Annotated in this window: 26 protein-coding genes; 23 read left to right on the forward strand and 3 right to left on the reverse strand. The window is 27.9% G+C overall.

The genetic code is table 11. From position 1 onward, the window contains the following. Nucleotides 1-6: 6 nt before the first annotated feature. The 23 genes from GBG18_RS02020 (at nucleotide 7) to galE (ending at nucleotide 23,102) form a co-directional block, all read left to right on the forward strand. On the forward strand, nucleotides 7-1,653 hold the full coding sequence (locus GBG18_RS02020; RefSeq protein ID WP_226898687.1) for an NTP transferase domain-containing protein: 1,647 nt from the start codon (nucleotides 7-9) through the stop codon (nucleotides 1,651-1,653). Next, the gene (locus GBG18_RS02025; protein WP_152187914.1) at nucleotides 1,650-2,018 is read left to right on the forward strand and encodes a GtrA family protein; all 369 of its coding nucleotides are present in this window, start codon (nucleotides 1,650-1,652) and stop codon (nucleotides 2,016-2,018) included. Before GBG18_RS02020 ends, GBG18_RS02025 begins: the two co-directional genes overlap by 4 nt. Beyond that, the gene (locus tag GBG18_RS02030) at nucleotides 2,015-3,001 is read left to right on the forward strand and encodes an acyltransferase family protein (protein WP_152187916.1); all 987 of its coding nucleotides are present in this window, start codon (nucleotides 2,015-2,017) and stop codon (nucleotides 2,999-3,001) included. Before GBG18_RS02025 ends, GBG18_RS02030 begins: the two co-directional genes overlap by 4 nt. Further along, nucleotides 2,998-4,569, forward strand: coding sequence for an ArnT family glycosyltransferase (locus GBG18_RS02035; protein WP_152187917.1), 1,572 nt, complete (start codon nucleotides 2,998-3,000; stop codon nucleotides 4,567-4,569). Before GBG18_RS02030 ends, GBG18_RS02035 begins: the two co-directional genes overlap by 4 nt. Continuing rightward, nucleotides 4,566-5,267, forward strand: a complete 702-nt coding sequence (locus tag GBG18_RS02040; RefSeq protein WP_152187919.1) for a glycosyltransferase family 2 protein — start codon at nucleotides 4,566-4,568, stop codon at nucleotides 5,265-5,267. The genes GBG18_RS02035 and GBG18_RS02040 overlap by 4 nt, the downstream gene beginning before the upstream one ends. Before the next feature lie 2 nt (nucleotides 5,268-5,269). Then, entirely contained in the window at nucleotides 5,270-5,860 is a 591-nt protein-coding gene (locus tag GBG18_RS02045; RefSeq protein ID WP_152187921.1) for a PI-PLC domain-containing protein, read from the forward strand. A 42-nt stretch (nucleotides 5,861-5,902) separates the two neighbouring features. After that, the gene (locus tag GBG18_RS02050; protein WP_152187923.1) at nucleotides 5,903-7,183 is read left to right on the forward strand and encodes a flippase; all 1,281 of its coding nucleotides are present in this window, start codon (nucleotides 5,903-5,905) and stop codon (nucleotides 7,181-7,183) included. Between the two features lies 1 nt (nucleotide 7,184). Beyond that, nucleotides 7,185-8,354 (forward strand): nucleotide sugar dehydrogenase, encoded by a 1,170-nt coding sequence (locus tag GBG18_RS02055; protein WP_152187924.1) that lies wholly within the window; start codon nucleotides 7,185-7,187, stop codon nucleotides 8,352-8,354. Further along, entirely contained in the window at nucleotides 8,354-9,223 is an 870-nt protein-coding gene (locus tag GBG18_RS02060; RefSeq protein ID WP_152187926.1) for an NAD-dependent epimerase/dehydratase family protein, read from the forward strand. The genes GBG18_RS02055 and GBG18_RS02060 overlap by 1 nt, the downstream gene beginning before the upstream one ends. A gap of 3 nt (nucleotides 9,224-9,226) precedes the next feature. Further along, nucleotides 9,227-10,144 (forward strand): nucleotide-diphospho-sugar transferase, encoded by a 918-nt coding sequence (locus tag GBG18_RS02065; protein ID WP_152187928.1) that lies wholly within the window; start codon nucleotides 9,227-9,229, stop codon nucleotides 10,142-10,144. Further along, nucleotides 10,141-10,995 (forward strand): phytanoyl-CoA dioxygenase family protein, encoded by an 855-nt coding sequence (locus GBG18_RS02070; protein ID WP_152187930.1) that lies wholly within the window; start codon nucleotides 10,141-10,143, stop codon nucleotides 10,993-10,995. Before GBG18_RS02065 ends, GBG18_RS02070 begins: the two co-directional genes overlap by 4 nt. After that, nucleotides 10,961-12,118: a radical SAM protein gene (locus GBG18_RS02075; protein ID WP_152187932.1), complete on the forward strand. Its 1,158-nt coding sequence runs from the start codon at nucleotides 10,961-10,963 to the stop codon at nucleotides 12,116-12,118. The genes GBG18_RS02070 and GBG18_RS02075 overlap by 35 nt, the downstream gene beginning before the upstream one ends. Further along, nucleotides 12,118-13,203 carry an acyltransferase family protein gene (locus GBG18_RS02080; RefSeq protein WP_152187934.1) on the forward strand — a complete coding sequence of 362 codons (1,086 nt, stop codon included), beginning with the start codon at nucleotides 12,118-12,120 and terminating at the stop codon, nucleotides 13,201-13,203. Before GBG18_RS02075 ends, GBG18_RS02080 begins: the two co-directional genes overlap by 1 nt. Further along, nucleotides 13,200-14,348, forward strand: a complete 1,149-nt coding sequence (locus GBG18_RS02085; protein ID WP_152187936.1) for a polysaccharide pyruvyl transferase family protein — start codon at nucleotides 13,200-13,202, stop codon at nucleotides 14,346-14,348. Before GBG18_RS02080 ends, GBG18_RS02085 begins: the two co-directional genes overlap by 4 nt. After that, nucleotides 14,345-15,586 (forward strand): glycosyltransferase family 4 protein, encoded by a 1,242-nt coding sequence (locus GBG18_RS02090; RefSeq protein WP_152187937.1) that lies wholly within the window; start codon nucleotides 14,345-14,347, stop codon nucleotides 15,584-15,586. The genes GBG18_RS02085 and GBG18_RS02090 overlap by 4 nt, the downstream gene beginning before the upstream one ends. A gap of 93 nt (nucleotides 15,587-15,679) precedes the next feature. Then, nucleotides 15,680-15,919, forward strand: coding sequence for a hypothetical protein (locus GBG18_RS02095; protein WP_152187939.1), 240 nt, complete (start codon nucleotides 15,680-15,682; stop codon nucleotides 15,917-15,919). Then, nucleotides 15,909-16,421, forward strand: coding sequence for a hypothetical protein (locus GBG18_RS02100; RefSeq protein WP_152187941.1), 513 nt, complete (start codon nucleotides 15,909-15,911; stop codon nucleotides 16,419-16,421). The genes GBG18_RS02095 and GBG18_RS02100 overlap by 11 nt, the downstream gene beginning before the upstream one ends. A gap of 159 nt (nucleotides 16,422-16,580) precedes the next feature. Further along, nucleotides 16,581-17,522: a glycosyltransferase family 2 protein gene (locus tag GBG18_RS02105; RefSeq protein WP_152187943.1), complete on the forward strand. Its 942-nt coding sequence runs from the start codon at nucleotides 16,581-16,583 to the stop codon at nucleotides 17,520-17,522. Nucleotides 17,523-17,962: 440 nt separating this feature from the next. Then, nucleotides 17,963-18,763 (forward strand): hypothetical protein, encoded by an 801-nt coding sequence (locus tag GBG18_RS02110; protein ID WP_152187945.1) that lies wholly within the window; start codon nucleotides 17,963-17,965, stop codon nucleotides 18,761-18,763. A gap of 254 nt (nucleotides 18,764-19,017) precedes the next feature. Beyond that, nucleotides 19,018-20,085 carry a glycosyltransferase family 4 protein gene (locus GBG18_RS02115; RefSeq protein WP_152187946.1) on the forward strand — a complete coding sequence of 356 codons (1,068 nt, stop codon included), beginning with the start codon at nucleotides 19,018-19,020 and terminating at the stop codon, nucleotides 20,083-20,085. Between the two features lie 122 nt (nucleotides 20,086-20,207). After that, a complete protein-coding gene (locus GBG18_RS02120) occupies nucleotides 20,208-20,975 on the forward strand; it encodes a glycosyltransferase family 2 protein (protein WP_152187948.1) in 768 nt (255 codons plus the stop codon). 58 nt (nucleotides 20,976-21,033) lie between these two features. Further along, a complete protein-coding gene (locus tag GBG18_RS02125; RefSeq protein WP_152187949.1) occupies nucleotides 21,034-22,095 on the forward strand; it encodes a glycosyltransferase family 4 protein in 1,062 nt (353 codons plus the stop codon). Next, entirely contained in the window at nucleotides 22,092-23,102 is a 1,011-nt protein-coding gene (galE, locus tag GBG18_RS02130; protein ID WP_152187951.1) for a UDP-glucose 4-epimerase GalE, read from the forward strand. The genes GBG18_RS02125 and galE overlap by 4 nt, the downstream gene beginning before the upstream one ends. A 51-nt stretch (nucleotides 23,103-23,153) precedes the next feature. Here the strand turns inward: galE and GBG18_RS02135 are convergent, their stop codons facing one another. The 3 genes from GBG18_RS02135 to GBG18_RS02145 all read right to left on the reverse strand — a co-directional run bounded on the left by GBG18_RS02135 (nucleotide 23,154) and on the right by GBG18_RS02145 (nucleotide 26,693). Next, a complete protein-coding gene (locus GBG18_RS02135; RefSeq protein WP_152187953.1) occupies nucleotides 23,154-24,359 on the reverse strand; it encodes a glucose-6-phosphate isomerase in 1,206 nt (401 codons plus the stop codon). A 119-nt stretch (nucleotides 24,360-24,478) separates the two neighbouring features. Then, nucleotides 24,479-25,315: a UTP--glucose-1-phosphate uridylyltransferase GalU gene (gene galU, locus GBG18_RS02140; protein WP_152187955.1), complete on the reverse strand. Its 837-nt coding sequence runs from the start codon at nucleotides 25,313-25,315 to the stop codon at nucleotides 24,479-24,481. Nucleotide 25,316: 1 nt separating this feature from the next. Next, nucleotides 25,317-26,693: a phosphomannomutase/phosphoglucomutase gene (locus tag GBG18_RS02145; protein WP_152187957.1), complete on the reverse strand. Its 1,377-nt coding sequence runs from the start codon at nucleotides 26,691-26,693 to the stop codon at nucleotides 25,317-25,319. Nucleotides 26,694-26,842: the final 149 nt, after the last annotated feature.

The raw sequence follows: 26,842 nt of genomic DNA on the forward strand, positions 1-26,842 counted from the left end.
AAAATAATGCACATAATAGTACCAATGTCAGGAATAGGAAAAAGATTTATAGACGCAGGATATAAAGATCCAAAACCATTGATAGTAATAGATGGTAAACCAATAATAGAACATGTTTGTAATTTATTTCCAAATGAAACTAAATTTACATTTATCTGTAACTCAAAGCATTTAGCAGAGACAAATATGAGAGAGGTGCTGCTAAGCATAAAACCAAATGCAAATATTGTAGAGATACCTAACCATAAAAAAGGTCCAGTTTATGCAGTATCACTTGTAGAAGATTTTATAGAAGATGATGAAGAAGTGATAGTAAATTATTGTGACTTTGGTACATATTGGGACTATGCTGACTTTTTAAAACACACTAGAGATAGAGATGCAGATGGAGCGGTTCCATCTTATAAAGGATTTCATCCTCATATGTTAGGAAGTACAAACTATGCATTTATGAGAGATGAAAATCAATGGATGCTTGAGATAAAAGAGAAAGAACCATTTACAGACAATCGTATGAACGAATACGCTTCAAATGGAACTTATTACTTCAAAAAAGGCTCTTATGTAAAAAAATATTTTAAAGAGCTAATGGATAAAGATATAAATCTTAAAGGTGAGTTTTATGTATCTCTTATTTATAATCTATTGGTTGATGATGTATTGAAAGTTTCTATTTATGATGTTCAACATATGCTTCAGTGGGGAACACCTCAAGATGTTGAAGAGTACAATACTTGGTCAAAATATTTTAGAGATGTTATTGAGGAAAAAGAGAAACCTAAAGCACAAAAAAACAGTATTACCCTTATTCCACTTGCTGGTCGCGGAAGTAGATTTGCCAAAGTTGGATATAAAGATCCAAAACCTCTTATTGATATTAGTGGTAAGCCGATGATAATACAAGCTGCAAACTCTTTACCAAATAGCAAAAAACATATCTTTGTCACACTACAAGAGCATTTATCTAAATATCCTCTAGAAGATACTTTAAAAAATGAATATCCAAACTCTAAAATAATCCCAATAGATGAAGTAACAGAAGGACAAGCTATCACTTGTAGTTTAGGATTAAAAGATGTAGATACAAATGCTTCACTTCTTGTAGCAGCTACAGATAATGGAATGATATATAATCATGAAAAATATCAAAGTTTAGTAGAAGATAAAAATGCAGATGCAATTATTTTTACATTCCGACATCATGTAAGTAGTAAAAATAACCCTCAAATGTACGGATGGGTAAAAACGGATGATAAAGACAATGCAACTGGTGTATCTGTAAAAGTCCCTATTTCTGATAATCCATTTGAAGACCATGCGATAGTTGGAACATTTTGGTTTAAAAAAGTTGAGTATTTTAACAAAGCTTTAGAAAAATTATTAGCCAAAGATATAAGAGTAAATGGTGAGTATTATGTAGATAGCTTAATGGGTGAGCTAATAGAACTAGGACTTAATGTTAAAGTATTTGAAGTAGATGATTATATCTGTTGGGGAACACCTGATGATTATGAAACATTTGTTTATTGGCAAAGTTTTTTTCATAAAGTAGATTGGCATCCATATAGCTTAGAAAAAGACATAACTGTTAATCAAGATAAAATAGAAATACTAAATAAAAAATATAGAGCATTTAATCAAGAGAATAGATGAGTAAGATTAAAAAAGAGTTAAAGAGGTTTTTAGTAGCAGGGTTAAGTGCAGTTGGAACTGACTTAGTTACATACTATATGTTATTAAACTTTTTACCTCATGATATTGCAAAAGCGATCTCTTTTCTTTTAGGAACTGTAGTTGCTTTTATTATCAACAAATATTGGACTTTTGAGAAATACGAAAGATCATATAAAGAAATATTAAAATTTGCACTACTTTATAGTGTAACACTAGGAGCGAATGTAGTGACGAATAACTTGTTTTTAGAATATACAAGTTTAGTATTTGTAGCATTTTTAGTAGCTACGGGAGTTAGTACGGTACTTAATTTTATTGGACAGAAATGGTGGGTTTTTAGATGACTAGAGATTTGAAATTGGACTCATTAAAAGGATTTTTAATTGTTCTTGTAGTAATTGGTCATATACCATTTGGCAGTTTTAACATAGAAAGAATATCTATAATAAAATATTTTGGTCAATGGTTTTATATTTTTCATATGCCTTTGTTCTTTGCTGTTAGCGTATTATTTATTAAAACTGATTATCAATGGCTATTTAAAAGAGCAAGTTTAGTATTAATTCCATACTTATTTTGGTTTTTTTATGGACATAAACGAATGTTATTAGAAAATCCAATTGAGTTCATGGGGGGGGTACTCATGGGTAATTGGAGTACACTCAATTCAATATTATGGTTTTTACCTGCTTTATTTACATTAAATTTACTTTTCTTTTTATTCAAAAAATCAAATAAGAAAATACAAGTGCTATTTTTAATAATATCACTTGCTTCATTTATTTATGCAAGTGAAATTGCAATGCTTCATTATCAAATACCTTTTGGTTTTGATGTTGCTATATATTTGTTTTTATTGGTTTTGACAATTAAATACATTTATGAAAATAAAGAAAGATTTATAAAAATTAATATGTATCAAATTTTAGGATTATTAATTATTTCATCACTGTTGTTATTTAATTTTGAACCTATTAAAACTCATTCACAATGGTATAAAATTATAGATTTGGCACAATTTTCAGTTGCAACTACAGTAATAGGATATATTTCATTTTTTATTTTAAATATATCTATTTTTATATTTTTTATTAAAATCAAATCAAATCAAATATTAGAGTTTATTGGAAATTATTCATTTCCTATTTTTTTATTACATTTAATAATCTTGTACAAACTACCTAATTTAATAAAATTTGATAGTAATTATACTAACTTTTTATTTTTATTAATAAGTACTGTTTTAAGTATTTTATTGCCAATTGTAATTTCAAAAATATTAATGAAAACAAGTGATAAATTTGAATATATAGGAATGGTAAAATGAAAATAATCTCAGTAATAGTCCTAATTGCACTAGTGTATTTAAACTACAGGCACTTAAATATAGGTTTTTTATCTCTTTATAGCATAGACGAATACGCTTTTCATGGTAGTTTGCTCAACATGTACGATGGCTTAGTTTCCTTAGATATCAAAAAGCTTTTTTCTTTTGGATTTTATAGCTATGGATTTGGCTTTTTCTTTTTAAATCTTTTAGCTACAGTTCCATTTTTTGCTACAGACAACATAGAGATGACCATATATATGCCAAGGATTATAACATCACTTTTTGCAGTTGGTTCTGTATGGTTTGTTTATAAAATAGCGAGAGTGTATGTAGATAGATATAGTTCTGTACTAATAGCCTTACTTATTTTTACCATGCCAGGTTTTTATAGAAATGCATTATGGTTTCATCCAGATTGGATGATGACTTTTTTTGTTGTATTATCTGTATATCTTTTTGTTAAAGATAATTTTAAATACAAAAAGTTTTTTTGGTGGGCAGTAGTGACTTTAGGTTTTGCTATATCTACAAAGATACAAGCTATAACATTTTTACCTTTTGTTTTTGTCTATATATTTTATGAAAGTTTTCAGAAAAAGTCTTTTATAAATATCAAGATAGGCTTAAAACTATTTGCTAAATCATTTGTATCTTTAGTAGCTATTTTTGTAATTACTAATCCTTATTTAATACATCCAAGTGGCCTAAAAGTATTTGTTGCTATGTTTCTTGCGAATATGGAGTCAAATGCAACAAACCATGGTAAAGTTGGAACTGTGACTATTGGAGAAAAGCTTTCAAATGCTATTAATTTTTACTACCTTGAAAGTTTTTTATTTATTATTTTAATTCTAATTTCTCTTGTAGTCTTATTTTCTATTTTTTATAAAAACAAAAGTAAATCTATTTTGCCTTTGATAGCTCTTTACATTGTTTTAAATATTGGTTATTTGTTTTTAATGGTAAATAAAGATTGGCAACACTACTATTTGACTATTTTTACACTTACTCCTTTACTTTTGATATATCTAAGAGATAAATTTCCAAAGTATAAATACTTTTTTCTAATAGGTGTATTGGTTGTTCAAGTATCTACCCACATTGATGAATATAAATATGTCTTTACAAAAGGATTTCACTCAAAAGAGATCAGTAAATCAAAACAAGATGATATAAGCCATAGTTTGATAGCAATATTGAGTCCTGTAGTTGATAAAGATACGAATATCTTGATAAGTTCGTATCAGCCTTTTGATTTTAGAATCTTAGGATTAAACTATAAAAATATTCATGGGATATATGGACCTATAGCACTTCATAGTATAAAACTAGATGCATATTTAGAAAAATCAAATTCTAAAGATCCATCAAAGTTTGTAGAAAAAGATTTTATTGTTTTATCTAAAGAAGATATATATTTTGATGAGCAAAAACTATCTAAAATGGTTGATAAAGAAGGCTTTCTAAAAGCTGAACAAATCATATATAATTTCAATCAAGGTGGAAATTTAGGTTATGAAAAATACGCTGAAAATGAATACTTTTATGTATGGAGAAGAAAATGAAATTATCAATAGTAGTACCTTGCTACAACGAAGAAAAAAATATACCTTTGATTTTAGAAAAATTCCAAAGCGTAATTAATAGAAATGATGTAGAGGTCCTTTTAGTGAATAACGGATCAACAGACAACAGTCAAACGGTTTTTGATGAACTTGTCCCAAAATACACTTTTGCTAGGGTTGTAAATATAGATGAAAATCAAGGTTATGGTTTTGGTATAACATCTGGACTAAATAAAGCAACTGGAGAGTTTATAAGTTACACACATGCTGATATGCAAACAGACCCATCCGATGTACTTAAATCTCTTGGAATCATAGAAAAACAAGACAATCCTATACACTGCTATGTAAAAGGTGACAGAAAAGGCAGACCTCTTTTTGATCAGATTTTTACTATGGGGATGAGTGCATTTGAGAGTATATATTTAGGTAAAAAACTTTGGGATATAAATGCTCAACCAAATATTTTTCACAAAAGTTTTTTTGACTCTGTAAAACTAAGTTGTCCAAAAGACTTTTCACTTGACTTATACTTTCTATATAAAGCTCAAATAGATGGACTTGATGTTATCCGATTTAATGTAGTTTTCCCTGAAAGACTTCATGGCGAATCAAGTTGGAATGATGGTTTTGCTTCAAAGTGGAAATTTATCAAACGAACACTTGCTTTTAGTTTTAAACTTAAAAAGGAATTATAAATATGGAATATATAGCACATAGAATCAACACCATTGAAGAATTGAAACAAATACCAAAAGAGTATGGTGTAGAACTTGATTTAAGAGACTATTCAGATAGACTTGTATTGCAACACGATCCATTTACAGATGGAGAAGATTTTGAAGAGTATCTAAAATACTATGAGCATGGTACTATGATACTAAACATTAAAAGTGAAAGAATAGAACATAAAGTCTTAGAACTTATCCAAAAGTATAACATCAAAAAATACTTCTTTTTAGATAGCTCCTTTCCTATGACATATTTACTCTCAAAAAGTGGTGAGAAGAATATTGCTCTTAGATTTTCAGAATTTGAGGGAACAGATACTATTTTAAATATGAAAGATAAAGTAGATTGGATATGGGTAGATTGTTTCTCAAAACTACCAATAAACAAAGAAAATTACAAATTACTAAAAGAAAATGGCTTTCAATTTTGTCTAGTATCACCAGAACTTCAAGGTCAAAAGGATAAGATTGAAGAGTATAAAGATTACTTGAAAAAAGAAGAAATAATTTTTGATGCTATTTGCACAAAATGTTATAATGTAGAAAGGTGGAATAAATAATTGATAACAAAAATAAAATCCCTACAAAACAACCAAGGATTCATGAAGTACTTCAAAAATACTTCATGGCTTTTTGGTGAGAAAATACTTCGAATGGTAGTAGGACTTTTTGTGGGTGTTTGGGTAGCTAGGTATTTAGGACCTGAACAGTTTGGACTTTTCTCTTATGCTCAAAGTTTTGTTGGCTTATTTACTGCTATTGCTACTCTCGGTCTTGATGGAATCGTAGTCCGTGAGCTTGTAAAAAATGAGAGTAGAACAGATGAGCTTATAGGTACTGCTTTTTGGCTCAAAGTTATAGGAGCTATTGTAGTGTTACTTATACTTGCTATTGCTATAAACTTTACTTCAAATGACATTTATACTAATGCTTTAGTATTTATCATTGCATCTGCTACGATATTTCAGTCTTTTAACGTAGTCGATTTGTATTTCCAATCAAAAGTTTTAAGTAAATATGTAGTATATACAAATGTGTTTTCACTTTTGCTAACTAGTATCGTAAAAGTAATACTTATCCTCAATGAAGCACCACTTATCGCTTTTGCATGGGTAATACTATTTGATAGTTTTATTTTGGCGTGTGGTTTTATTTATTTTTATATAAAAAATAATTCAGAATTCAAAATTCAAAATTTAAAATTCAAAAGAGAAATGGCAGTTTCACTTTTAAAAGACTCTTGGCCTCTTATTCTTAGTGGAATAGTTATCTCCATATATATGAAAATCGATCAAGTTATGATAAAAGAGATGATGAATACTGAAGCAGTAGGACAATATGCAGCAGCAGTAAGAATAAGTGAACTATGGTACTTCATACCTATGGTAATAGCATCTTCACTTTTTCCTGCGATTCTAAACGCTAAAAAACAAAGTAAAGAACTCTACTACTCAAGACTCCAAAAACTTTACGACATGATGGTATGGATGGCAATAGCTATAGCTCTTCCTATGACATTTCTCTCTGATTGGGTTGTAGAAGTACTATATGGGGAGCAGTACAATCAATCTGGGCCTGTGCTAATGATACATATTTGGACTGCAGTATTTGTATTTTTAGGGGTTGCTTTTGGTAGGTTCTTAACAGCTGAGAATTTGACAAAGAAGTCATTTTATAGAACATTACTTGGTGCTGCACTTAATATAATTTTGAATTATATTCTAATACCTACACATGGTATTAATGGTGCAGCCGTTGCTACATTATTAGCACAAATTACGGCAAATTATATATATGATTTTTTTGATAAAGATTTACATCAACAACTAAAAATGAAAACAAAATCATTTTTTCCAATACATATTTTAAAAGGATATAAGTAAAATGAAAATAGCTATAGCTGGAACAGGATATGTAGGACTATCAAATGGTATTTTATTATCTCAACACAATGAAGTTGTAGCGCTAGACATAATTCCAGAAAAAGTAGAGATGCTTCAAAATAAAATAAGTCCTATAGAAGACAAAGAAATAAGTGAGTATCTACAAAAAGATGATTTAAACTTTAGAGCAACATTAGATAAAAAAGAAGCGTATGCAAATGCTGATTTTATTATAATTTCTACACCTACTGATTATGATCCAGAAACGAACTACTTTAATACTAAATCTATTGAGTATGTTATATCAGATGTATTAAATATAAATCCAGATGCAACTATGGTTATAAAATCAACTGTACCTGTGGGCTACACAAAAAGTGTTAGAAAAAAGTTTAATACTCAAAATATTATCTTTAGTCCTGAGTTTTTAAGAGAGGGTAATGCTCTTCATGATAATTTATATCCAAGTAGAATAATAGTTGGTGAAAAATCAGACCGTGCAGTTATGTTTGCAGGACTTTTAGAAAGAGGTGCTATTAAAAAAAATGTTTCAGTTTTATATACAGATAGTACAGAAGCTGAGGCTATAAAATTATTTTCAAATACATATCTTGCTATGAGAGTAGCATACTTTAACGAGTTAGATTCTTATTCTGAGATACATGGTCTAAATACAAATGATATCATAGATGGTGTAGGACTAGATCAAAGAATAGGTACACATTATAATAATCCATCTTTTGGTTATGGCGGATACTGTTTCCCAAAAGATACTAAACAACTAAGAGCTAACTTTAATAATGTTCCTAATAATTTAATAGGTGCAATAGTAGATTCAAATGAAACACGAAAAAAGTTCATAACAAATCAAATATTAAAATCGAATCCAAAAACTGTTGGAATTTATAGACTTATTATGAAAAGTGACAGTGATAACTTTAGAAGTAGTGCTGTTCAAGGAATAATAGAAAAACTTCAAGCAAAAAACGTTCACGTTATTATATATGAACCAGTACTAGAAGAAGATAACTTTGATGGGATAACTGTAATAAAAGATATTAATGAATTTAAAAAAATATCAGATGTAATAGTTGCAAATAGACTAGAAAATAACATTTTAGATGTAAAAGCAAAAGTTTATACAAGAGATATATTTGGGAGTGATAAGTAATGAAAAAGAAAATACTAGTAACAGGTGGAGCAGGCTTTGTCGGTAGTCATCTATGTGAAAGACTTTCTCAAAATTCAAACTATGAAGTATATAGTTTAGATAATTATTTTACAGGAAGCAAAGATAATCATGTTCCAAATGTAACTTACATAAAAGGGAATACTTCAGATATATCAGAACTCATTATATTTAATCCTGATATGGTATATCATCTTGGTGAATATAGTAGAGTTGAACAAAGCTTTGATGACATAGAAAAAGTATGGGAATACAATAAAAATGGAATTTTTGCGGTGTTGGAGTTTGTACGAAAATCTGGATGTAAAATCCTTTATGCCGGAAGCTCTACAAAGTTTGGTGATGGGGGATTAGGAAGAAGTGCATCTCCTTACGCATGGACAAAAGCATCAAACACAGAACTAGTAGAAAATTACGGAGCTTGGTTTAATATACCTTATGCTATTACATACTTTTATAATGTATATGGATCTCGTGAAATACAAACTGGAAAATATGCAACACTTATTGCTCTTTTTAAAGAAAAGATGAAGAATGATGAAACTTTAACTATCGTAAGTCCAGGAACTCAAAAAAGAAATTTCACTCATATTGATGATATCATAGATGGTCTTGTTCTAGTTGGTGAAAATGGCTATGGCGATGAGTTTGGTATAGGAAGTGAAGAAGCATTTAGTATCTTAGAAGTAGCCCAGATGTATGATGGAAAGATAGAAATGTTACCAGAACGAAGAGGAAACCGTATGACTGCAGAAGTGATAAGTGATAAAACGAAAGCACTTGGGTGGGAACCTAAAAGAAAATTGGCTGATTATATAGAAGAAGGTAGAAAAAATGATTGGAAAGAATAAGATATGAAAAAAATAGCAAAATTTATACCTCCACAACCATTAAAGACAGCAGTTTTATTTTTAGTATTTAATCGTCTTGATACAACTAAACAAGTGTTTGACTCTATCAGAAAAGCAAAACCACCAAGGCTTTATATAGCTGCAGATGGACCAAGAGAAACAAAAGAGGGAGAAAGCCAAAAAGCTCAAGAAGTAAGAGAGTATATTTTGTCAAATATAGATTGGGAATGTGAAATAAAAACACTTTTTAGAGAACAAAACTTAGGTTGTAAGATGGCTGTAAGTGGAGCTATCGACTGGTTTTTTGAAAATGAAGAGATGGGAATTATCTTAGAAGATGACTGTCTCCCAAGCCAGAGTTTTTTTTGGTTTTGTGAGGAGTTATTAGAGAAGTATAAGAATGATATGAGGGTTGGAATGATTAGTGGTTTTAACTATGGATATAAAAATAAAGATTTAACATATGATTACTTTTTTTCAAAATATGGTTTTATTTGGGGTTGGGCTTCATGGAAAAGAGCTTGGAAACATTATGATATTACTATGGAAAATCATATAGAAGCAAAAAAAATAGATTTATATGAAAATTATTTTAATGCAAATAAAAAACAACAAATAGCAAATTTTGAAAGTGTTTTTAATAATTCAATGAATACGTGGGACTATCAATGGTCATATGCTAGGTTAATTAATAATTCTTATTCAATAGTTCCTTCTAAAAATTTAATTGAAAATATAGGCTTTGGTGATGATGCAACTCATACCTTTGGTAATAATCCTTATGAAAAATTACAGAAAGTTGAATATAATAATATTAACTTAAATCATCCAAGCTATATTATACAAATGAGTGATTTTTATACTATATTTGAGAAGAAAAATAACTTATTTAATAAAGTTATAAGGAGAATACTTAAATGAATCAAGATTACAAAAAACAATTTGAAGAACAAGGTTTTGTGATACTAAAAAAAGTCTTTTCAAAAGAAAAACTTGAAGAAGTAAGAATTTTACAAGAAAAAATTGTAACTTATTCTGATATGAACTTTGAAGATCCTTTTTTACCTTGGTCATTAGAACATAGAAATGATCAAGGGGTACTGTTTGATTTATATCAAAGACATCCAGAGTTTCAGGAAATGGCAAAAAATAAAAAAATTTTAGATTGTTTAGAATCAGTTTTAGGTGAAAATATTTATTTATATGATAACTCAATGGTGTATAAACCCAAGGGTAAACGAAATGGTGTTCCCTGGCATCAAGATTTTATTTCAAGACCGGAAGAACCTCAGAAAATAATTGTTTGGATGGCCCTAGATGATGTAACAAAGGAAAATGGTACTGTCCAAGTAATTCCTGGAAGTCATAAAGAAGGACATCTTCCCTGGCATAGAGTTGATGGGGAAACTCACCATGATAGAGTTAATATTGAATATGTGGAAAAGAAGAAAGATAAAATTATTTATGCTGAATTAGAAGCTGGTGATGTATTACTTTTTAATATGTTAGTCTTACATGGTAGTGATGAAATACATACGGATAGACCTAGAAGAGTATTTAGATGTTCTTATCAGTCTATGGAGAAAAAAATATTTACACCAAGACAATCACCTATAGTGATGAGAGGTGGAAGTCCTGAATTTTTAGCAAAGTATTACAATAATCCATATGTTAAACCTAAGAAAAAGTCTATACCCTTAAGAGCAATAAATAAACTAGGAAGGATTTTGGCTAACTATGGCAGTAAAACAACAACTAATTCAGCTTATTAAAAAAAATAAAAAACTTTTTTTAATAGCGAAAGCAATAAGATTCTTTCAAACTTCTTCATTAACTAAAATTGATGGAAGTGAGAAGAAATATCCAAAAGTAATACAACTTCCAATTACGTATAATTGTAATAGTAAGTGTGTTATGTGTAATATTTGGAAAATGGATCATTCAAATGAAATGACAGTTGACGAATTTGGCAATTTCATGAAAGATGATATTTTCAAAGAAGTTGAATCAGTTGGGATAAATGGTGGTGAGCCATCGTTGGTACCTAATTTACCAGAATATATAAGAGAAGTATTAAACTTACCAAAACTAAAATCTTTAAATATTATTTCTCATGGGTTTAGTCAAAAACCTCTTTTGAAATCTTTGGAAGCAATATATAAAATGTGTTGTGAAAAGAAAATAAATTTTCATGTCTCTATTTCTTTAGATGGTGTAGGTGACATACACAATACAGTTAGAGGTAAAAATGTTTTTGAGAAGACGTCTTCTACGATAGATGAAATTATGAGAAATCAAAATAAATATTGTGATAGTTTAGAACTTGGTTGTACTATAGTAAAACAAAATATAAATCACTTGATAGAATTAGATACATATGCAAAAATGAAAAATTATAATCTTAAATTTAGATTGGGAATTGAAAATAAAAGAATTGAAAGTGATAAGTTAAAAGATCAATATTCAGTTATATATAGTCCTTTAAAACAAAGTGCAAAAGAATTTTTTCATTATCAAATGTCACAAACAAAAGACTTTGCTAATAGATTTAAATATTATGCAATTTTCTCTTGGTTAAATAGTGAAAAGCCAAAAAGAATATTAGGTTGTACATGGAAAGATGAAGGTGTAACTCTTGATGCAAGAGGAGAACTTTACTACTGTGCTGTTGCAAGTAATAAGTTAGGAAGTTTACGAAAAGAAAAAGGTGAGAAAATATTTTTCGATGATGAGAATATTGAATATAGAAAAAGTATTATTAATAATAGTTGTGATGGATGCATACATGATTATACAGGAAAAGCAGAATCTAAAAATGTATTTAAATTTTTTGTAGATACATTAAAAGACAGATTTGCTATAAAATTATATGAAATAAAAGTAAGGTTTATGTAATGACGAAAGAAGTTTCACTTTACTTTGATTTGAGTAGATTCATAGCTGCTTTTCTTGTAATGGTATACCATTTTTCTTATGAGAGATTTTCAGGTGGATTGTACCCAATGTATTTTGGACATGAAGCAGTAATAGTCTTTTTTATTTTAAGTGGATATGTAATCTCTTTTGTTGCAGATACAAAAGAAGATAATTTTAAATCATATTTTATAAGTCGATTTTCAAGACTTTATTCTGTAGTTTTACCTGTCTTGGTTCTAATACCTGTTTTTGACATAGTAGGACAATATATTGACAGTTCTTTATATGTAGGAAAAACAGCAGATTCTTATTATATTATAAGACTAATAGCAAACTTGACTTTTTCACAAGAGTTTTGGATGTTTAGCTTTAGATATTTAAGCGATGGCCCACTTTGGTCTTTAGGATATGAATTTTGGTATTATGTTCTTTTTGGATTTAGTATATTTTTAAAAGGTAAAAAAAAATATATAATTTTAACTTTAACGACTTTGTTGATAGGACCTAAAATTTTATTGTTACTTCCTGTATGGTTATTTGGTGTATGGATATATGGTTTTCATAAAAATAATTCTTTAGACAAGTCAATAGCCAGAATAATATTTTTTATTATACCAATAGCCTTTTTGTATTGTTTTACATATTACAATGAAATAAATCAATTTATTTATTCTATTATTGGTGATGATATAAAGTCAAAACTTGGATTTAGTGCTGGTTTTATTACAGATTATATTACAGGTTTTTTTGTAGGATTACATATCCTTAGTGTAAAATATATTAATATTGTAAGTTTAAATAAAATGCTAGGGGGGGGGAGAAAAGTGATACGATTTTTTGCAAATAGTTCATTTAGTATTTATCTTTTTCATTTTCCAATTTTTTTATTTTTTGCTGCATTATTAAATCATAATCCAAATTCAATACTAGATATAATAATTCTATTTAGTATTACTCTAGCTTCATGTTTAGCATTGGCACAAGTAACTGAAAATAAAAAACACATATACAAAAAATATATAACAATACTTTGGGAAAAAGTAGAGAGTAGGATTAAAAAATGAAAATAACAATAATTGGATGGTATGGAACTGAGACTATAGGAGATAGAGCAATACTAGCTGGACTCTTCTCATTTTTCAACAAGTCATACGATGATTTTGAAATAAAATTAGGAAGTTTATATCCGTTTTTTAGTCAAAGAACTATCAACGAAGATTATAGTTTTTATAAAGAGATTGTAAACAAAGATTTTAAGATAGATATATTTAACTCAAAAGATTCAAAAGAATTAACAACTGCTATAAAAAGTTCTGACTTGATTGTTATGGGTGGTGGTCCTTTGATGGATTTGGGTGAATTATTTATGGTAGAATATGCCTTTAAAAAAGCAAAAAAACTTGGTATAAAAACAGCCCTTTTAGGATGTGGAGTAGGTCCTCTTTTTCATAAAAAATATAGAAAATCGGTTTTAAATATATCTTTACATAGTGATATTATTATTTTAAGAGATAAAAAATCAAAAGATAATTTAGAAGAAATATACAAAGAGTTTAATCAGAGTTTTAATCGTGAATTAATAAATACAAGTTTTGATCCAGCTGTTGAATGTACCCTTGAATACAATAAGCAAAATGTTAAAGTACAAAGTGATTATATTGCAGTTAATTTACGAGAATTCCCACTTGAATATAATCAGCAGAATGATTCTAAAAATATAAATAATGATTTAAAAAACTTTATAAAAGAATTGGCTATAAAATATAGTGATAGAAAAATCAAATTAATGCCTATGCACTATTTTTATATAGGTGGAGATGATAGAGTTTTTTTAAATAGTATTGCACTAGACTTGAAGTTAGAAAATATTGAAGTACAAAATGCAAACTTAACACTAAAAGAAACGATAGAAATATATCAAAATGCTTATTTCAATGTAGGAATGAGATTTCACTCTGTAGTTCTCCAAACTATATCTAGTGGCAAAAATTATGTACTTGATTATACAGAACCTAAAAAAGGAAAAATTTATGGCTTCTTGAAAGATATAGATAAAGACTTATTTTATAATAGTAGATATATTTCTCTTCAAAATGACCAAATTTCAACAGAAATAATTAATAATGAAAATAACAAATTTATTTTAAATACAAATGAAATAGAAGAATATATGACTATTTATTTAACAAAATTAAAAGAAATAAAATGAAAATCCTAATAGTAAATACATCAGATATAGAAGGTGGAGCAGCTCGTGCTGCGTACAGACTTCATAATGCTTTGTTGGCACAAGATGTAGATAGTCAGATGCTAGTAATGAGTAAAAGTAGTGATGACTATACAGTAACAGGTCCATCAACAAAGATTCAAAAAGCTTTTGGAAAATTAAGACCTACACTAGATAGTTTACCTGTAAGATTTTATAAAGAAAAAACTAAAACACTTTTTAGCCCAGCATGGCTTGGATTTAGAGGTATTGTAGATAAGATAAATGAGATAAATCCAGATATAGTACATCTTCATTGGATATGTAACGGCATGATGAGAGTTGAAGATATATCTCGTATAAAAGCTCCTATAGTTTGGTCACTTCATGATATGTGGGCTTTTACAGGAGGATGTCATTATGATGAAGAGTGCGGTGGTTATGAAAAAGATTGTGGAAGCTGTAAAGTTCTTGGGAGTAGTAAAGAAAATGACTTAAGTAAAAAAGTATTTAAGCGAAAACAAAAAGTCTTTAAATCAAAAAAAGACATTACTATAGTGGGTTTAAGTAGTTGGCTTAACGAGTGTTCAAAAAATAGTACACTTCTAAAAGATAAAAAACATATAAATTTACCAAACCCTATAGATACAAACATCTTCAAACCATTTGATAAAGAAAAAGCAAGAGAACTTTGGAGTCTTCCACAAGATAAAAAACTAGTACTTTTTGGAGCTATGGGAGCTACAAGCGATCCAAGAAAAGGTTTTGACGAATTAAGTGATGCTATGAAAAAATTAAAAGATTCAAATATAGAATTTGTAGTATTTGGAAGTTGGAGACCACTTAATGCCCCTAATTTTGGTTTTAAAACTCATTATCTGGGGAGTTTAGCAGATGATGTTAGTTTAGTTACATTATATAGTGCTGTTGATGTGATGGTAGTACCAAGTCTACAAGAGAATCTATCAAATGCTATTATGGAAAGTTTATCATGTGGTACGCCTGTAATTGGATTTGATATAGGTGGGAATAGTGATATGATAGTGCATAAAGAAACTGGATATTTAGTAAAAACATTCGATACTTCAGATTTAGCTGATGGAATGGAATGGATTTTAAACAGTGAAAAATATGATGAACTTTGTACAAATTCTAGAGTAAAAGGACTAAAAGAGTTTGATAGTATTGTTGTGGCTGAAAAATATATAGAACTTTATAGAAGTATTTTGAATGAAAAATAAATCAAATATTGTAGAAATTTTAAATAAGCTTGAATTGAAAATAAATATTTTAAAAATGACATTGATAATGATGCTCCTGAATTAACTAAAATATTGAAAATATACTATGATTATCTGAAAGAAAATAATAAAATAGAACTTGAAAAAATAAAAGAAAAAAATAAGAGAATGAGAGATGGGGCTATAATAGTAGTTGGTATTATAGGAATAATAGCGATTCTTTTTGCTTTTTGTGATTGTTACAAAAAATATGAAGAAAATTACATGATAAAAGTAGAAAAGATTAGTATCCCAGATAAGATTTCAGAAAAAAGTAGCCGAAATGGAAACTAGTATTGTTCTTGCTATAATTGCAGGTTTCATATCTTTTATTGGACTTATTATTGCTAAAGAGCAAAAAATATCAGAATTTAGGCAAACATGGATAGATTTACTTAGAGGGGATATCTCTGAATTTATACAAGAATTACATCATTTCTATTTATCTTATGCTATTTATAAAAGTAAAGCATCAAATAATAAAGATTTTTTAGAAAACAACTTACAAATCACGAATCAAATACGATACTTATATTATAAAATAAAATTAAGATTAAATCCAAATGATAGTGATGGTCTCATAGAAATACTTGATAAGACAATTCTAATGATTACATCGAAAGATGAAATATTGAAAAATGTAAATTTTGAAAATATTGTTAAAGAATTAGATGATAAATCACACGAATTATTTAAAAGAGAATGGGAAAGAGTAAAAAAAGGTGAACCTTGGTTTATGTTTGCAAAATTGAGAATTATTGCGATATTTTGTGCCTTTATTTATTTGAAGGTGTAAGAAGATATTTTAAGAAGTAATTGATTGAAAAAGTTGCTTTATTAAGATATAAGTTCTTTAAAATAATAAAAATAATTTTTGTATTATTAAGTATATTTTAGATAAAATCAAATCCTACTAATAAATAATATATAAATCAAAATATAAAAGAAGTAATAAATGAATGACGTAATATGCTTGAATGAAGATTACAGTACGACAAGATTGATAATAAAAGAAAAACCAGAAATAATAAATAATCCAGAAGATAAGTTTGAAAGTGTACTCTTTTTGGAAGAGGGAGAAAACCGAAAAGGAGAAGGTGGTTTACGAACAAAAGGCTATTTTAAAAAATCTCATAAAAACAAACCTTTGATAAGTATAATCACAGTTGTATACAATGGTGAAGAATATTTAGAAGAAACTATTCAAAGTGTGATAGATCAAAATTATGAGAATATTGAATATATCATTATAGATGGAAGTTCTAATGATAGAACTATTGATATTATTAAAAAATATGAAGATATGGTAGACTATTGGGTGAGTGAAAAAGATTGTGGAATTTATGATGCTATGAATAAAGGATTAGATTTAATTAGTGGTGATTGGACAAATTTTATGAATGCAGGAGATGGATTTTATCAATCGGATACTATACAAAAATTATTTTTAAAAAATATTTACGATCAATATGTTGTAATTTATGGGGATACTCTTTTTAAATATGAAAAGTTTTCTAAAAAGAAGAAAAAACTACCAATATCATCATTTTGGAAAGAGATGATATTTTCACATCAAAGTACATTTATTTCAGTGAAAGAACATAAAAAAAGACACTATGATATTAATTTAGTAATTGGTGCAGATTATAAATTATTTTATTCTCTATATATTAATAATTTTGGATTTTATTACACGGATAGTGTTATCTCAGTAATGGCTCCTGATGGTATATCTGATAAGTTTAGAGTTAAAAGTATTTTGGAAAGATATAAAGTTTTAAAATCTATTAATAATAAATTTTATTATAAATTTTTCTACACCTATTTAATCATTAAAGAAATTTTAAAAAAAGTAATACCAATTCAAATTCAAAATAAATTAAGAAAGTTTTTATAGTGCTACTTCTTATATCAAGTTTATTTATTATTATTATATTTTTATACTATCTAAAAGTCAGATTTATAACTCCCATAAGTTTTTTTATAGTTATAAGTTATATTTATATATTATTTCCTATTGTATTAGTTAATACAGATAATATTCAATTTAATAATATTTTAGAAAAGTTTAGATATTTTACTTATGATAGCATGAGTAATGGTTTTGTTTTTTATTTATTATTAATCCTTCTTCCCGCATTTATTTTAGATTATAAATTAATACATAAATTAAAGAATAAAAATAGTAATAATAATAGTAATAGTAATTATATTAATAATAATATGTTACTTATAGTAAAGTTTTTATTATATTTCTCAATTATTGGTTTTTTTATGGGTTTGAATATGTATGGAATAAATAATTTTTATAATGGATATTCTGGACAAGGAGAATTTATGATAGGTAGTTTAGGCTGGTCTATACTAACCAGCTCTGATTTGCTCTTTTTTATTGCTATAAGCATGATTGTCAAAATGAATGGATTAACTAAATATTATACTTTTTTGTTATTGATTTATTCTCTTTTACATCTTATTGGCGGTGCAAGATTGATGACAATAACAGGTATAATAATGATTGTTTTTATATATAATAATTTTTTTATTAACTTATCAAATAAATTATTATTATCATTAATAAGTTTTGTTATGGTTTTTATTATATTTGGTGCATTAAGAAGTGGAGAATTTAATATAGAAAATGGATTTTTAGAATTTGGTTTTGTTGGATTTGGTTATTATAATCTATTCTATCAAAAAGACTTATTCGATATATATATAATAGAATTTATTCATGATATAATAGTTTCATCTATACCATTACCAATTAATAAATATGAACTTTTATATAGAAATGACTTAATTCTAAATTATTTTTATAGTGCAATAGAAATCTCTCCAGTAGGAGGTTCCTTTTTCTTGACAGAAATGTATCTTTACTTAGGTGTTCTTTCGATAGTTTTTATTTTTATAGGTTTATATATTACATATAAATTAATCATATTTTATCACAATTTACATATGAACAAATTTAAACTAATTTTTGCAATCACACTAGGATTATATAGCAGTTATTTTTTAGTTAACTTTATGCGTAATTATCTTCCTGCAGCATCTTCAATGCAAGTAAAAATTATAATAATTACATTATTTTTTATGTTAATATTGAAGTCGTATAAAATTAATAGATTAAGATGAATTTAATGAAAGGATATTTTTTCAAAAATATAAAAATACTTTATAGTTAATAAAAATGTCAAAATTATAGTTTATATATAATACCCAGTAGTTTTATTGTATGCTTCCATCTATTCAGATTTTTGAAGCTCATTAAAAATATTAATTTATATAATGCTAACTATTCATAATAAACAAAATGATATTGTAAAAATAAATGTTATTTTTACAAAAAATTTTACTAATGGTATAAATAAACAAGAAAGGCTAATATTATGATGTTATCAGTAGGACCACTTTTACCACCAATACATGGACAATCTCTAGCATTTACAAGGTTTGTTGATAGTATAGAAAATGAAAAAAAAATAGTAATTAATACAAATTTTGAAGATAAAACGAAACAAGGCAAACTAATTGGTACCTTTAAGACTATACTATTAATAGCTTTTAAAGCTACTTTTCTAAAGTATGATGTTGTCTATTTTACATGCAGTAGAAGTTTTTTAGGAAGTATAAAAGATATACTCCTGATAAATATTGCTATTTTAAGAAGGGTAAAAATAGTGAATCATCTTCATGGCTCAGATTTTTATGAGTTTTTGCATAATAGTCCAAAATGGTATCAAAAAATACTTTTTAGTAGTTATAATAAAGTAAATACTTCTATTGTCTTACTTGAGAGTATGAAAAGTCAATTTAAAGATTTTAAAAATATGAAAATTATAGTTATCCCAAACTTTTATGACAAAGAACTAGATATAAAATTAGTAAAAAAAGAAAAAAATAGAATAAATCTAATCTATTTATCAAATATAATGAGTAGTAAAGGGATTTTTGAGTTACTTGATGCTTTTGAAGAATTAATTAATACTTATGATAATATATATCTGACTATTGCAGGGGGATATATAGCTGATGAATTTATGACGATATCAGAGGTTAAAGAAAAATTTACGTCAAAGATAAAAGGAAATAATCTTGTAAGATATGTAGGTAAAACTTTTGGTGAAGAAAAAATAAAATTACTACAACGTTCAGATATATTTGTATTACCTACATATTATAAATCTGAAGCATTTCCTATTTCTATACTAGAAGCTATGGCCACTGGTAATGTTATTGTAACAACAAATTACAAATACTTACCTGATGTGATTAAAGAAAAAAATGGAGTATTGGTAGAACCAAAGTCAGTTGAAAGTTTATCTACGGGTATTAAAAGTGTATTAAAAAATGTTACTAAGCTAAGAGAGATACAAGATTATAATATAATAGAATCAAAAAGAAAATATAGTTTTGAAAAATATCTTGAAAATTTAAATAAGATTGTTTTTAAATAAAGAAGTTTTATTAATATATCAGAATTCTTTAAAACTGATAAATAAAATAAATATGATATTTAAAAATATAGAGAAATCAAAAATTTAATAAAAATTTAATAAAAATTTAAAGGTTAATAGTAGTGAGTAAACTAAAAATATCAATAATAACTGTGGTATGGAACAATAGTGAAACTATAAAAGATGCTATAAATTCAGTTCTTTCTCAAAGATATAAAAACATTGAATATATAATAGTTGATGGAGCAAGTACTGATGGTACAATAGAAATAGTAGAAAGTTATGGAGATAAAATATCAAAATTTATTAGTGAAAAAGACAAGGGTATTTATGATGGAATTAACAAGGGTATTTCTTTGGTAAAGGGTGATGTTATAGCATTTTTACATAGCGATGACATATATGCAAGTGATAATATCATAGAAGATGTAGTGAGAATCTTTGCAAAGGATGAATCACTTGATGGAATATATGGAGATTTAATCTACACACCTAAAAAGGACACTAGCAAAGTACTTAGATACTGGAAAAGTAAAGACTTTGATAAAAGTCTTTTAGCCCAAGGATGGATGCCTGCTCATCCTACACTATTTTTAAAGAGCGATGTATATGAAAAGTATGGTAATTTTGATTTGAGTTTTAGGATAGCTGGAGATTATGACTTTATGCTTAGAGTGTTAAGTTCAGGTATAAAAGTAAAATATCTACCAAAAGTTTTATATAAGATGAGGGTTGGTGGAGAGAGTAATAAAAGTCTTAAAAATATAATACAAAAAAGTAAAGAAGATTTGAAAGCTTTAAAAAAGAATAATATTGGTGGAATAGGTAGTTTACTTATCAAAAATTTTTCAAAGATAATGCAATTTGTTAAAAAGCATAAAAGTGACTAAATATTCTAAAAAGATGATATTAATAATGATATTATCTTTAAAATGCTAAAATTATTTTATGATTATTTTTAAACTAACACTAATATTTTTCTTATCCTTCCTTTTTATAAAACTGATAATAAAATACGCGCCAAAACTTGGTCTATCAGATATACCAAATGAGCGAAGTTCTCACACTAAAATCACACCAACAGGTTCTGGTATAGGTTTTGGCTTTGCTTTTTTTGTATCTGTGATACTTTTTGAATTTTCTTTGTTTCTTGAGCATTGGCTTGTTTTCTTAGCTATATTTTTAGTATTTGTTATAGGTATTTTGGATGACCATAAAGATACAAGTCCTAAACAAAAGATTTTAGTGATATTTTTGGCTTCTTTGATACTGTATTTTGATGGTGTACATATAGAAAGTTTGGGTTCATTTTTTGGATTTGAAATACCTTTGGGATATATTGCTTTTCCTTTAAGTTTGATCTTTTTAGTTGGCTTTACAAATGCCTTAAATCTTGTAGATGGTTTAGATGGATTGTCTGCTAGTATTTCTATTGTGATTTTATCTACATTTTTATATATAGGGTATTTAAATCAAAACGATCTTATGATTGCTATATGTTTATTTACTATTGTTAGTTTATGTGCATTTTTAGTTTTCAATTGGAATCCTGCTTCTATTTTTATGGGAGATAGTGGGAGTTTGTTTTTGGGCTTTGTTATAGCTGCTGTGGCTTTGATGTCTTTGCAGTATATTGATCCTGTTATTCTTCTTTATCTTCTTAGTATTCCTACTATTGATACCTTTGTTGTAATGACAAGACGAATAAAGAAAAACAAGTCTCCTTTTTCTGCTGATAAGACGCATATTCATCATATATTATTGAATTTTTTTGCAAAGAAAGTGAAAAGAACTGTGCTTTTTTTGGTTTTAACACAAGCTATCTTTTCATTAGGTGGATTGATGTTAGCTCTTTCTTCAAAAGAAATAGGTGAAGGTATTGGTTCTACTGTTTTATTACTTTTATTTATTGGAATAGTGATATTATCATATATGATATTTACAGGTATGAAAAGAAGACAAAAACTTATAGAAAAATTAGCACATAGAAGAAAAAGGGCTTTAAAATGAAAGTATTAGTAACAGGAGGAGCTGGATACATAGGCTCACATACACTTATAGAACTAGACAAAGCAGGATTTGATTTCGTAGTTTTTGACAATCTTTGTAATTCTTCAAAGCAGAGTCTCAAAAGAGTAGAAAAAATCATGGGAAAATCTATAGATTTTGTAGAGGGTGATATAAGAGATGCAAAAGTTTTAAGTGATGTGTTTGAAAACTATGATATAGATAGTGTTATTCACTTTGCAGGACTTAAAGCTGTAGGTGAATCAGTAGCAAAACCTCATATGTATTATGACAATAATATCAATGGTACACTAGTACTATGTGAAGTTATGAAAAAGTATGGATGTAAAAAGATAGTATTTAGCTCATCTGCAACTGTGTATGGAGATCCTCATACTACTCCAATACGTGAAGATTTTCCTGTAGGAGCTACAACAAATCCATATGGTAGAACAAAATACTTTATAGAAGAGATACTAAAAGACATATATGTATCTGATAATACAAACAAAATAGTAATTCTTAGATATTTTAATCCAGTAGGTGCTCACGAGTCTGGAACTATTGGAGAAGATCCAAATGGAATACCAAATAACCTTATGCCATTTATCTCTCAAACAGCAGTAGGTAAAAGAGAGTGTCTTAGTGTATTTGGTGGTGATTATGATACACATGATGGTACAGGTGTGAGAGATTATATTCATGTGGTAGATTTGGCTCTTGGACATGTAAAAGCTTTACAAAAGATAGATAGTATAGATAAAGTATTTACTGTAAATCTTGGAACGGGGAATGGCTATAGTGTAATAGATATGATAAAAGCTTTTCAAAAAGCAAGTGGTAAAAAAGTACCATATAAAATAGTAGATAGACGTCCTGGAGATATAGCAAAGTGTTTTGCAGACCCATCTTATGCAAATGAAGTCTTAGGCTGGGAAGCTCTTAGAGGAATAGATCAGATGTGTGAAGATTCTTGGAGATGGCAGTCAAATAATCCTGATGGATTTTAGACTACATTGAAGATTACTATATACTTACAATGAGTCTAGTTTCAGTTTTTGTTAAATCTTCTTTTTTAACTTATCTTTTAAAATAATCTTACCAGCTTCAACACCAGGTTGATCATAAGTATTTATTTGTACAAAGCTTCCTACTATTGAAGTAAGTAATTCATACGAATACATAAGTTTTCCTATGTTGTATTCATCTTGTGCTTCTATTGTGATGATATCACATGGTATATCTTTTAGATTTTGAATAGCTTCTATAGTTGCATCTGCTTGTTCGTTTATTAGGTTTTTAAACTTGATATTATTTATATAGTCAAGCTCTTCAAGTCCAGGAAGTGATACATCAGGAATAGTAAGTTCATTTTCAAAGTCTGCTACTTTGATAAATGTAATAGTCTTATCTCTTTTTCCTTCCATGATTAGTTGTAAAAATGAATGCTGATCAACAGGACCTGTTAGTGCTATTGGAGTTAGGGCTTGTTTTGTTTGGTTTATATTTATTTTACCAAGTGATTCTCCCCATAACTGCACATACCATTTATTAAAACCTTCAAGAAGTGATGAGTATGAAAATACTACGTTTATATTAAACCTATTTTTATTCTCTACAATAAATCTAGCTTTTTCCATAATAGAAGTATAATAATCACCTCTGTTAAAGTAGTCATTATAAATTGTCTGACAACCAAATAAAATTCTATCTATATCAAGTCCCATAATAGCCATAGTAACTAAACCAACAGCTGTAAACACTGAAAATCTTCCACCTACATTTTTAGGAATCTCAAAAGTCTTCATATCATTTGTTTTTGCATATGTATTTAGTTTACTATCACTCTCTGTTATACAAATAGTATTTGATTTATCAAGCATAGTGATAGATGATAAGTATTTTAAAATACTTACAGTCTCTATTGTAGTACCTGATTTTGAGATGATTATAAAAAGTGTATCATTAAGATCTAGTTTACTTATTCGTCTCTCTAAATCTAAAGGATCAGTTGATTCTAAGAAGTGAAGCTTTTTCATATTTTCTTTATGTTGTAAAAACTTATGAATAGCATACGTACCCAAAGAACTCCCACCAATACCAACTACAACAATATCTTGTTGAGTTACAGTCTTTGCATACTCTTTAAACTCACTAGTATCTTGAAATGGAAGATCATAGTAACCTACAGTGTTTTTTTCCAGTGAAACCTTGTAAAAGATCTCTTCATTTGATTTGATTTGATAAAAGTTTTTTGAATAGTCCATTATTTATTATTTCCTTTTTTATTTATTGTTTCCCAATAACCCGTCTTTTTACTCTCATTTAATTTACAGGGTCATTTAGAGGGTCATTTAGAGGGTCATTTACAGGGTCATATTAAAAATTACTTTTTACTCTCAACTTTCTTTGTTTTATTATAGAAGTGATTAGTTGCTTCCACAAACCCATCAATACTTCCACAATCAAATCGCTCTCCATCAAACTTAAAAGCTAAAACCATACCTTTTTTTGCTTGTGTTAAAAGTGCATCTGTGATTTGAATCTCTCCACCTTTTCCTGGTTTTGTAGTTCTGATGATCTCAAAAATATCAGGAGTTAAGATATATCTTCCAATAATCGCCAAGTTTGAAGGTGCATCTTTTGGATCTGGTTTTTCTACCATATCTTTGATCATAAAAATACCAGGTTCGATTTCATTTCCATCGATTACACCATATTTGTATGTCTCTTCCTTTGGAACTTCTTCAATAGCAACGATTGAGCATTGGTATTTTTTATAAAGCTCACACATTTGTGAAAGTACACCTTTTTTAGCATCACATAAATCATCTGCAAGAACTACTGCAAAAGCTTCATTTCCTATTAGTGTTTCACCACCTGTTAAAATAGCATGACCTAAACCTTTCATCTCTATTTGTCTAGTATATGAAAAAGTACACTTAGTAATAACATCTCTAATCTCTTTTAAAAGTGGCTCTTTAGAAGAACCTTTGATTTGATGCTCTAACTCATAAGAAATATCAAAGTGATCTTCAATAGCACGTTTACCTCGACCTGTAACAATTGCCATAGTAGTCATACCAGCTTCAATAGCTTCTTCAACACCGTACTGAATAAGTGGTTTAGTAAGTACTGGAAGCATCTCTTTTGGAGTTGCCTTAGTAGCTGGTAAAAATCTTGTACCATAACCTGCTGCTGGAAATAAACACTTTTTAATCATTTTAATTTTCTCCTATATTGTTTAACATTTTTACTAATATATCTTCATATAATTTTGCATTTTCTTTTGTATTGGCTTCAAACCTAGTTACTAGTTTTGGAGTTGTATTAGAAGCTCGTACTAATCCCCATCCATTTTGAAATATAACTCTTACACCATCAACTGTGATAATATCTTTTATAGTTTCAAAATCACTTGGTGGATTTTTTAAAGCTAATTTTAAATCATCTATGATTTTAAATTTTGTATCTTCTGTTACTGTGATATTTATCTCAGGAGTTGAATAAACTTTTGGTAAAGCTTCATACTCTTTATCATAATCAAAACCTTGATCGATTAATTCTAGCGCTCTAAATGTCGCATAAATAGCATCGTCATATCCAAAGTATCTGTCATTAAAAAACAGATGACCAGAAACTTCAGCCGCAAAATCAGCTTTTTCTTCTTTGATTTTTACTTTAAGATTTGAATGACCAGTTTTATACATGATAGCTTTTCCGTAAGAATTGATAGTATCATACATAACTTGGCTACATTTTACTTCACCAATAACAGTAGGGTTTTTGATAAATCTTGAAAAGAATATAGCTAATATATCACCTTTGAAGTTGTTCTTTTCTGAAAGTAGGGCGATTCTATCTGCATCTCCATCATAAGCAAATCCAAAATCAAACTCTCCACTAGCAAGCTCTTTTTTGATATCTATTAAAGTATGCTCATCACTTGGATCTGGATGATGATTTGGGAAGTTTCCATCAGGCTCTTCGAACAGTATTTTATGTTTGATATTTAACTTATCTAATATTTCTCTTAAAACTACACCAGCAACACCATTTCCACAATCAAATACAAACTTTTTACCTTCAAGTTTTAAAGCTTTGAAGTGATTTACTATATAGTTGATGTATTTGTTTTTAGCATCTATTTCAATAGTTATATTATTATCAGGTATCACAGAGTCATCAGCTAAGATATCTCTTCCCATAGAGTATATTTGCTCACCAAAAAATGGATCTTTATCTATAGTGATTTTAAAACCATTGTATTCAGGTGGATTATGTGAACCTGTAATCATGATAGAACCATCACACTCTAAACCATTAAAATCTACAAAGTTTGAGAAGTAGTTTACAGGTGTAGGAACTAGTCCCATATCAAGTACTTCTAATCCTGCATGATTAATACCAGAAGTTAACCAATCTTTTAGTTGTGGTGAATGGAGTCTAGCATCATAACCAACAGATACAAAAGTAGCATCTGGAACTTTTTTGATTAATTCTTTTGCGAAATAAAAACCTATCTTTTTAACAATATTTTCATTTAATTCTTCTTGAAAAATACCTCGTATATCATATTCTCTAAATATTGATGCGCTCATTATATCTTTTTCTCCTGACTTATTATAGTTTCAATTATAACTAAAAAAGACTTTATACAAAAACCCAAACAAAGCCTAGTAAAAAACCCAAAAGCAAGAAACTTCTAAAATTTAAGCCAATTCTAAGCGTTACCTCTTGACAAAGGCAG

Origin of the sequence: Poseidonibacter ostreae, from assembly GCF_009208075.1 — a bacterium.
Taxonomy (GTDB): Bacteria; Campylobacterota; Campylobacteria; order Campylobacterales; family Arcobacteraceae; genus Poseidonibacter; species Poseidonibacter ostreae.

Coding starts and splice junctions, on each gene's coding strand:
- GBG18_RS02020 (WP_226898687.1), top strand. CDS start 7: ATGCACATAATAGTACCAATGTCAGGAATAGGAAAAAGATTTATAGAC.
- GBG18_RS02025 (WP_152187914.1), top strand. CDS start 1,650: ATGAGTAAGATTAAAAAAGAGTTAAAGAGGTTTTTAGTAGCAGGGTTA.
- GBG18_RS02030 (WP_152187916.1), top strand. CDS start 2,015: ATGACTAGAGATTTGAAATTGGACTCATTAAAAGGATTTTTAATTGTT.
- GBG18_RS02035 (WP_152187917.1), top strand. CDS start 2,998: ATGAAAATAATCTCAGTAATAGTCCTAATTGCACTAGTGTATTTAAAC.
- GBG18_RS02040 (WP_152187919.1), top strand. CDS start 4,566: ATGAAATTATCAATAGTAGTACCTTGCTACAACGAAGAAAAAAATATA.
- GBG18_RS02045 (WP_152187921.1), top strand. CDS start 5,270: ATGGAATATATAGCACATAGAATCAACACCATTGAAGAATTGAAACAA.
- GBG18_RS02050 (WP_152187923.1), top strand. CDS start 5,903: ATGAAGTACTTCAAAAATACTTCATGGCTTTTTGGTGAGAAAATACTT.
- GBG18_RS02055 (WP_152187924.1), top strand. CDS start 7,185: ATGAAAATAGCTATAGCTGGAACAGGATATGTAGGACTATCAAATGGT.
- GBG18_RS02060 (WP_152187926.1), top strand. CDS start 8,354: ATGAAAAAGAAAATACTAGTAACAGGTGGAGCAGGCTTTGTCGGTAGT.
- GBG18_RS02065 (WP_152187928.1), top strand. CDS start 9,227: ATGAAAAAAATAGCAAAATTTATACCTCCACAACCATTAAAGACAGCA.
- GBG18_RS02070 (WP_152187930.1), top strand. CDS start 10,141: ATGAATCAAGATTACAAAAAACAATTTGAAGAACAAGGTTTTGTGATA.
- GBG18_RS02075 (WP_152187932.1), top strand. CDS start 10,961: ATGGCAGTAAAACAACAACTAATTCAGCTTATTAAAAAAAATAAAAAA.
- GBG18_RS02080 (WP_152187934.1), top strand. CDS start 12,118: ATGACGAAAGAAGTTTCACTTTACTTTGATTTGAGTAGATTCATAGCT.
- GBG18_RS02085 (WP_152187936.1), top strand. CDS start 13,200: ATGAAAATAACAATAATTGGATGGTATGGAACTGAGACTATAGGAGAT.
- GBG18_RS02090 (WP_152187937.1), top strand. CDS start 14,345: ATGAAAATCCTAATAGTAAATACATCAGATATAGAAGGTGGAGCAGCT.
- GBG18_RS02100 (WP_152187941.1), top strand. CDS start 15,909: ATGGAAACTAGTATTGTTCTTGCTATAATTGCAGGTTTCATATCTTTT.
- GBG18_RS02105 (WP_152187943.1), top strand. CDS start 16,581: ATGAATGACGTAATATGCTTGAATGAAGATTACAGTACGACAAGATTG.
- GBG18_RS02110 (WP_152187945.1), top strand. CDS start 17,963: ATGATAGGTAGTTTAGGCTGGTCTATACTAACCAGCTCTGATTTGCTC.
- GBG18_RS02115 (WP_152187946.1), top strand. CDS start 19,018: ATGATGTTATCAGTAGGACCACTTTTACCACCAATACATGGACAATCT.
- GBG18_RS02125 (WP_152187949.1), top strand. CDS start 21,034: ATGATTATTTTTAAACTAACACTAATATTTTTCTTATCCTTCCTTTTT.
- galE (WP_152187951.1), top strand. CDS start 22,092: ATGAAAGTATTAGTAACAGGAGGAGCTGGATACATAGGCTCACATACA.
- GBG18_RS02135 (WP_152187953.1), bottom strand. CDS start 24,359: ATGGACTATTCAAAAAACTTTTATCAAATCAAATCAAATGAAGAGATC.
- galU (WP_152187955.1), bottom strand. CDS start 25,315: ATGATTAAAAAGTGTTTATTTCCAGCAGCAGGTTATGGTACAAGATTT.
- GBG18_RS02145 (WP_152187957.1), bottom strand. CDS start 26,693: ATGAGCGCATCAATATTTAGAGAATATGATATACGAGGTATTTTTCAA.